General features: G+C 73.8%; 4 protein-coding genes. All 4 read right to left on the bottom strand.

Annotated features, from left to right (window positions below; genetic code table 11):
• Positions 1 to 2408, bottom strand: a 2408-nt coding sequence (locus VGO20_RS04595; RefSeq protein WP_327501117.1) for an extracellular solute-binding protein, incomplete at its 3' end; no start/stop codon positions are given.
• A complete protein-coding gene (locus tag VGO20_RS04590; RefSeq protein ID WP_327501116.1) occupies positions 2398 to 3072 on the bottom strand; it encodes a response regulator transcription factor in 675 nt (224 codons plus the stop codon). The genes VGO20_RS04590 and VGO20_RS04595, both read right to left, overlap by 11 nt.
• 158 nt (positions 3073 to 3230) lie before the next feature.
• Positions 3231 to 5378: a site-2 protease family protein gene (locus VGO20_RS04585; RefSeq protein ID WP_327501115.1), complete on the bottom strand. Its 2148-nt coding sequence runs from the start codon at positions 5376 to 5378 to the stop codon at positions 3231 to 3233.
• Between the two features lie 8 nt (positions 5379 to 5386).
• Positions 5387 to 6772, bottom strand: a complete 1386-nt coding sequence (locus VGO20_RS04580; RefSeq protein ID WP_327501114.1) for an efflux RND transporter periplasmic adaptor subunit — start codon at positions 6770 to 6772, stop codon at positions 5387 to 5389.
• Positions 6773 to 7093 lie beyond the last annotated feature (321 nt).

Genomic DNA, 7093 nt, shown 5'->3' with positions numbered 1-7093 from the left:
AGGGAGACCATCAGCGCCGGGCCGAGATGGATCGGCTGGACGGCGCCGCGGCCGCGCGCGGCGATGCTCTCGGCCGTCCACTCGCCCCGGGAGCCGGGCACGACGGCGCCGAGCGCGGTCTCCTCGCCGGCGACGGCCTGGCCGGCGGGCGACAGGGCGAAGTCGACGAAGGCCTGCGCAAGGTCGAGGTTGGGCGCCGTGCGCGGGATCAGCAGGCTGCGGGTCAGGACCAGCACGTAGTCGTCGGGGACGACGACGCCGATGCGGCTGCCGGCCTCCTGGCGGGCGAAGGCGTAGGAGCCCAGCACGTTGTAGCCGATGGCGAGGTCGCCGCGCTCGATCCGGTCGAGGATGTCGGGGCTGCTGCCGCTGAGCCAAACCCCGACCCGGCCGAACGCGCTCGCCAGGCGCCAGAAATTGGAGGAGATCAGCTGGTCCTGTGCCGCGAGCAGGTAGCCGACGCCGCTGGCCGCGATGTCGTAGGTCGCGACCCGGCCGCGCAGGCGGTCCGTCTGCTCCTCCAGCAGCTCCGCGAGGTCGAGATGGGTCCGCGGCACCTCGTGGGGGGCGAGGACGTCGGGATCGTAGACGATCACCGCCGGCTCGAAGGTGAAGCCGAACACCTCCGAGCGCCAGCGCGCCCACGGCGGCAGCGCGGACAGGTAGGGCGAGGCGTAGGCGGCCGCGTGGCCGTCGTTGGCGAGCTTGACCTGGAGGTCGGCCGCGGAGCTGACCAGCAGGTCGGGCGGCGGCGACAGCCGGCCGGCGAGGAAGTCCTCGTACATCGGCAGGGTGTCCGTCTCCTCGTACGCGACCGCGACGTCCGGCCGCTGCTGCTGGAACCCGGCGACGAAGCGCGCGAACAGCGGCGTGTCCGTGGTCCCGACGATGGTCAGCATGCGCGCCGGCCCCGGCCCGGGTGACGGCGCCGGTGCGGGATAGACGATCGGATCGGCGCGCAGCGCCACGGGGTGCAGCAGGAAGCCCAGGCAGGCGAGCAGGCATGGTGCGAGGACCGCGGCGCCGGCCCGGCCCGCCCGCGTGGCCGGGCCGGGCGGCAGGACGATCTCGACCCGCAGGCCGCCGCCGTCCCGGTCGGCGAGGACGAGCGTGCCGCCATGGGCGTCGACGATCCGCTTCACGATCGTCAGCCCCAGGCCCGAGCCGGTCCGCGTCTCGGCGTTGCGGCCGCGCCGGAAGCGCTGGAGCACGAGGTCCTTCTCCTCCTGCGGGATGCCGGGGCCGCGGTCGGACACCGCGATCCGCACCTCGCGCCCCGGCGCCGCGGCGACCTCGATCAGCACCGGCCCGTGGGAATATGTGAGCGCGTTGTCGACGACGTTGCGCAGCATCTCGCGCAGGACCACCCGGTCGCCCGGCAGCGCGGCGTCCCCGGCCGGGATGCTGACGCGGACCCGCCCGGCCGCGTCGGGGTCGAGGCGGTGGCGCACCTCCTCGACCACGGCGGCGACGGAGGTCGGCGGGCGAGCGCGCATGTCGAGGCGGTGGGAAACGGTCGCGTCCATCAGGAGCTGGGAGACGAGCTGGCTCGCCTGGACGGCGCCCTGGTGGATGCGGGCGACGCGCGCGCGCAGCGCCGCCGGGTCCGGCTCGTCGAGCGCCACCTCGGCCTGGGCGCGCAGGGAGGCGAGCGGCGTGCGCACCTCGTGCGCGGCCTCGGCGACCAGCTCGCTCAGCCGCCCCATGGCCGCGCGCAGCCGGCCCATGAAGTCGTCGAGCGCGCCGACGAGCTGCCGCACCTCCGCCGGCACCGGGGTCGCGACCGGCGACAGGTCGTCGGGGGCACGGCCGCGCAGCTCGCGCTCCAGCGCCAGCAGCGGCGCGAACATCCGGGTGATCCCGAACCAGACGAGCCCGACCGCGAGCAGGGTCAGCGCCGCCAGCGGCGCGATCGCGTTGCCGAGGATCTCGGACGACAGCGCCTCGCGCGCCTCCTGGGTCTCGGCGACGCGGATCGTGACCCAGCCGGCCGCCCCGCCCGAGGAGACGAGGCGGCCGACGCTGGCGACCCGCACGGTCTCGCCGCGATAGCGCAGGTCGGTGAAGACCGGCTCGGCGCCGGCGGCCGGCGGCAGGTCGCGGGCGAGGTCGCCGTAGCCGGTGACCAGCGCCCCGTCCGGCGCCTCGACCGCGTAGAAGACGCGGTCGCTGCCCGAGAACATCGAGAAGGAGGCGAAGGGCAGCTCGACCGTCACGGCGCCGTCCTCGACCTGCACCGCGCCGGCGATGGTCAGGGCGGACGCGCCGAGCAGCCGGTCGAAGGCGCGGTCGGAGGAGCGTTCCGCGTAGTCGCGGATGAAGGCGACCAGGGCCAGGGCCGCGACCAGCAGCAGCAGCACGGCGAGCCCGAAGATCCGCCGCCGGATCGAGAAGCCTTCACTCCGCATGGCCCGGCCGGGCGACGTAGCCCACGCCCCGGACGGTGCCGATCTCGAGCGCGGAGCCTTCCAGCTTGCGCCGCAGGCGCGAGACGTGCAGTTCCAGCGCGTTGGGCGACACGGCCTCGTCGAAGCCGAAGAGCTGGGTCATCAGCCGCTCCTTCGCGACCACCTGGCCGACGCGCCCGAGCAGGATCTCCAGCAGGCGGAACTCCCGCCGGCCCAGCTCGATCGCGCGCCCGTCGACGGTCACGACGTGCCCGGCGACGTCCATGGCGACGTCGCCGACGACGGTGACGCTCGTGGTCTGGCCCGCCGGGCGGCGCATCAATGCCCGCAGCCGCGCCTCCAGCTCGCGCAGGTCGAAGGGCTTGACCAGGTAGTCGTCGGCACCGAGGTCGAGCAGGCTGACCTTGTCCTCGATCTCCGAGCGCGCGGTCACGACCAGCACCGGGGCCTCGAAGCCGTGCCGGCGCAGCTCGGAGATGACGGAGATGCCGTCGCGGCCCGGCAGCATCAGGTCGAGGACGAGCGCGTCGCACGGCTCGGCCAGGACGAAGTCGACCGCCAGCGCGCCGTCGCGCACCCATTCGACCGAATGGCCGGCCGCGCGCAGCCGGTTCTGCACCGCCTCGCCGAGATCCTCGTTGTCCTCCACGAGAAGAATGCGCATGTCCCAGGGTCCGACCGACGACGCGCGATGATAGACCGAAGCGCGCCGGAGCGGGAGGAGGTAGCGGCGGTGCCCGAACCGAGGCACCGCGCCCCTCACCCTCCCGCCGCTAACGCGGCGGGCCCCTCCCTCTCCCTCAGGGAGAGGGGATTATGGTCCTAGAAGCCGCTTTCGCGGACGAGGACGCCCAGGGCCACCCGCCACAGGCGCGCGGCCACGCTCTCGCGCTCGCCCTCGATGTCGACGGTGCCGCGCAGCACCCGCGGCGGGGCGGGCAGCGGGTCCCGGGGGCGCAGCAGCACGCGGTAGACCGGCGTCTCGGGCACGAGGGCGCGGTCCTGGGTCTCGCGGGCGGCGATCGAGCCGCCATGGGTGGAGGAGAGCATCGGCTCGCGCAGCACGCGCGAGCTGGCGTCGTCGATCCGCTCGACCCGCAGCGCCACGGGTGCCACGGCGGGGTCGTCGGCGCGGAACCAGCCCGGGGCGCCGGCGGCGAAGCGGGAAAGGTCGGCCTCGTCGACATAGGCCTCGATCAGCGCCGCGCGCGCGTCGATGACGAGGGCCAGCGGCATGTCCGGCTCCAGCCACTCGCCGGGGGCGAGCGGGTCGGCCATGTCGACGATCGTGCCGGCGAAGGGGGCGGCGACGGTCAGGCGCTCCAGCTCCGCCTCGTAGCCGGCGAGCTGGGAGCGCGCCTGCTCCAGCTCGCGCCAGACGACCTGCGAGCGCTCGGCGAGGTCGGTGCTCAGGCTCTGGACCTGGCTGCGCCAGGAGAGGCTGTCGACCGTCCGCCGGGTCTGCGCGACCTGGTGCGCGAGGTCGGGCGAGGAGAAGGCGAACAGCACCTGGCCGGCGGCCACCCGCTCGCCGGGCCGGACCAGCACGCGCTCCAGGCGGGCCGCTTCCGGCGCGTAGAGGACGCTCTGCTGCTCGGCGCGCATCAGCGCCGCGCCGGACACCGTGCTGCGCCAGGGCACGGCCAGCAGCACGACCGCGGCCGCGACCGCCGCCAGGGTGAGCGCGCTGTTGACGTTCAAGCCGACCTCCTTGCGCCGCTTGATCCAGACGCCGATCTCGTTCGTGATCGGCCGGAAGATGAACCAGGCGATCTCGACCGCGAAGAGCAGGATGCCGAGCGCCTTGAAGAACAGGTGGTAGACCAGCAGCGCGATGCCGAGGAACAGGAAGAAGCGGTAGATCCAGGTCGCGAAGGCGTAGAGGATCAGGAAGCGCTCCAGCCCGGGGGCGAAGCGCTCGGGCCGCGGGTCGCCGAAGCCGAACAGGCGCTCGCGCAGCCACCAGCGGGCGAGCGCGAAGGAGCGGTCCTGCAGGTTCGCGATGTCGAGCCAGTCCGCGAGCAGGTAGTACCCGTCGAAGCGCATGAACGGGTTCAGGTTGATCGCGAGCGTCAGTATCCAGGTCGTGGTCGCGAGCAGGAAGCAGGCGCTGCGCAGCGGCCCGTCCGGCAGGAAGCTCCAGGCCAGCGTCGCGAAGGCGGCGAGCGCCAGCTCGGCCCCCATGCCGGCGGCGGCGATCGCGAGGCGCTGCCTGCGCGAGGGCAGCTTCCACGCCTCGCTGGTGTCGGTGTAGAGCACCGGCCACAGGACCAGGAAGGCCAGGCCCATGGTCGGGACCCGGCAGCCGTAGCGGTGCGCGACGAAGGCGTGGCCGAACTCGTGCAGCAGCTTGGCCGCGCCGAGCGCGGCGGCGGCCAGGATCGCGCCCTCGATCGAGAAGAAGTGCAGGAAGCTGTTGATGAACGCGTCCCACTGGCGGGCCGCGAGCCAGCCGCCGAGGACGGCGGCGGCGAGTGCCGCCAGCAGGAAGGCCGGCGAGAACAGCCAGCCGAAGACCGGCGCCCCGGCGGCCAGCAGGCGGTCGGGGCGGATCACGGGGATGCGGAAGAACAGGTAATGCTTCAGCAGCCACGCCGCCCAGTGCTTGCGCTGGGCCATCACCTGGCGCACGAGCACGCCCATGGCCTGCTCGCCCCGGACCTGGATCAGGTTGCCCGCCGCGAGGAAGCGGGTGAACGCCTCGACCCGCTCCGGCCCGATCTCCAGCGTGGTGTCGCGGCTGACCGCCTGCGCGATCGCGTCCATCTCGCCGAGTTCCCAGCGCGACAGCATCTCGAACTCGGCCCAGCCGATGCGGAAGAAGCGGTTGTTCGCCGGGTCCTGGAGCGTCCAGGTCGGCACGCCGGCGCGCGTCCGCGGCCCGGGATGGAGCGTCAGCTCCTCGCGCAGCGGCGGGACCCGGCGCGGCGGCGCGGCCGCGCCAGGCGCGAACGCGGCCGCCGCGCTCACAGCCGCCGTCACAGCCCGACCCGCTGGCGCAGCGCCGCGAGCGGGCGGCGCATCACGTAATAGAACAGCGTCGTCCGGCTGCCATGGACCTTGGCCACGCCCTTCAGGCCGATGCGGGGCGTGGCAGCATCCTCGAACCGGGCCTTCAGCCGGTAGGCGGGGACGCCGTCCGGACCGGGCGACGCCTGGTAGCCGGCATAGGTCAAGGTGGCGGCGACGGGGTTCTGCGGGTCGACGTTGAGGAACAGGCGCACCGGCGCCCCCTCCTCCAGCGGGATGGCGTCGGCGACCGGCAGCCGGATCTCCAGCTCGGTCTCGCGCGGGTCGGCGACGGTCAGGATGCGCTCCCCGATCGCCACCGGCCGGCCGATCCAGTCGTTCTCGTCGTCGAAGATCGCGGTCCCGGCGCGCGGCGCCCTGATCTCGATGCGGCCGAGCAGTTCCTGGAGATAGGCGACCTCGGCCGCGTGCTGCTCCATGCGCCCCTGGAGGATGGCGAGGTTCGCCTTGCTCTTGGGGTCGAACAGCGCCTGCTGGCCGCCCTGGCGGTATTCCGCCTCCGCGACCTCGAACGCCTTCGCCGCGACGTCGAGCCGGTTGGCGATCCGCGTCGCGTCCAGCGCCAGCAGGAGCTGCCCCTCCTCGACCAGCTCGTTCGGCCGGACGGCGAAGCGGTCGACGACGCCCTCGACGGGTGCCCGCACCACGACCGGGGCGCGGGGGATCACCTCCGCCTGCGCGAGGGCGGAATCGCGCACCGGTATCCAGGCGGCGGCGAACAGCGCCACCGCCAGCGCGCCGGCGACGGCGTTGCGCCGGCCGACCAGCCAGCGCCGCGCGCCTCCGGGGCGGAAGCGGCGCAGCAGATAGGCCCAGGCATGGCCGTAGGCGTCGGCGAGATAGGCCAGGAGATGGCGCTCGTGGTCGTTCCACGGCTCGTCGCGGGCCAGCAGCAGCACGCCCAGGCGCTCGCCCTCGGGACTGGACAGCGGGACCGCCAGCGCATGGGCGGGAAGCCATTCGCTCCAGTCCCCGCCGAGGTCGGGACCGGCATCGGCCGCGGTCAGGGCGGCGACCGCCTTCGCGTCGCCCGCCTGCCCGGTCCCCTGGCCGGCCGTATCGAGGTGCCGGAGCAGCCGGCGCAGCCAGACGACGAAGGGGGCGTTGCGGTCCGGGACCGCGAGCCCCGACAGCGCCACCACCTGCCCGCCGCCCCGGGCACCGCCCTTGGGGCCGCACCGCCACAGGACGGCTTGGCGGTAGCGGACCAGGGCATGGGTCTCGTTGACGGCCAGGAACCCGAACTCTTCCGGCGTCGCGGCGTGGCGCGCGCGCTTTTCCAGTTGGACCAGCCCGGTGATGGTCAGGAGCTGGCGGTTGGGGACATCGGTCATCGCGGCACGCCGGGGCAGGTTTCCAGGAGCGGGAGGGCGAGGAACGGACCACCCCAGCGCTGCATACGCCGCCTTGGTAAATTATGTGTGAACGATGCGGTGGTCTCCGTTCGCCGGCCGGACGGGAAGTTTCGCCCGGCGTGGGGGTTCGTGGGGGTTCGTGGGGGTCGTGTGGGGGGTTACGGCTTCGGCGTTCGCAGCGGGCGGCCGTCGATGGGGTCGAGGCCGCGGGCGCGGCGGCTCTCGATCAGCTCGTCGCGGTAGTAGTCGCCGAGGCCCCAGGGGTAGTTGCGGACGTCGTAGTCGTCGGGCAGGTGGCCG

Origin of the sequence: Arenibaculum sp., assembly GCF_035998295.1 — a bacterium.
Taxonomy (GTDB): domain Bacteria; phylum Pseudomonadota; class Alphaproteobacteria; order Azospirillales; family Azospirillaceae; genus DASYHS01.
Note: the sequence above shows the minus strand (reverse complement) of the source record. Positions and strands in the feature narration are given on the sequence as shown.

Excerpts from the sequence above, each read along its gene's own strand:
- VGO20_RS04590 (WP_327501116.1), bottom strand. The coding sequence starts at position 3,072 with ATGCGCATTCTTCTCGTGGAGGACAACGAGGATCTCGGCGAGGCGGTG.
- VGO20_RS04580 (WP_327501114.1), bottom strand. The coding sequence starts at position 6,772 with ATGACCGATGTCCCCAACCGCCAGCTCCTGACCATCACCGGGCTGGTC.